The 713-nt window shown below is 50.2% G+C and carries 1 protein-coding gene; it reads right to left on the bottom strand.

What is annotated here, in order from left to right; translation table 11 throughout:
* A partial coding sequence (locus tag WEIDD23_RS14860; protein ID WP_278279486.1) for a beta-ketoacyl synthase N-terminal-like domain-containing protein occupies nt 1–713 on the bottom strand: 713 nt, incomplete at both ends.

Genomic DNA, 713 nt, shown 5'->3' with positions numbered 1-713 from the left:
AAGCCAACTTAACTGAACCAGCTGGTCCTGATCCGTCAGGAGTTGGGCTGGTCAAGTGGTAAGCATCAGAGTTTGCCCCGTAACCAACCACTTCGGCGATAATTTCTGCACCGCGGGCTTGCGCGTGTTCCAATGATTCCAAGACCAAGATTCCTGAACCCTCACCCATAACGAAACCGTGACGGTTTACATCAAATGGCTTTGAGGCTTCAAGTGGATTTGGTTCAGTTGACAAGGCAGTCAACGCTGCGAACCCTGAGATTCCCATTTCGTTAACCGTCGCTTCTGATCCACCCGTAACCATCACATCATACTTACCTGATTGGATACGCCAGAAAGCTTCACCAATCGCATTCGTCGCACTGGCGCACGCCGTTGACAATGTGTAGTTAATTCCCTTGGCACCGTAACGCATTGACACGTTACCTGACACCATGTTTGGGATAGCGTTTGGCACGAACATTGGGCTCACACGTTGTGGTCCCTTGTCGTGCATCTTGATAACTTGTTCTTCGATAGTCGTCAAACCACCGATTCCGTTACCCATGATAACGCCGAAACGATCAGGGTTATCAACACCATCGGCCAAGCCGGCGTTTTCCAATGCTTCACCGGTAGCGTGAACGGCGTATTGTGAAAACAAGTCCATCTTACGTGACTCACGCTTTCCAACGCGAGCAGCGGGATCGAAGTTTTTCACTTCACCAGCAACT

This window comes from Weissella sp. DD23, assembly GCF_001579105.1.
In the GTDB taxonomy this organism is placed as follows: domain Bacteria; phylum Bacillota; class Bacilli; order Lactobacillales; family Lactobacillaceae; genus Weissella; species Weissella cibaria.
This window is presented reverse-complemented; position numbering and strand designations above follow the sequence as displayed.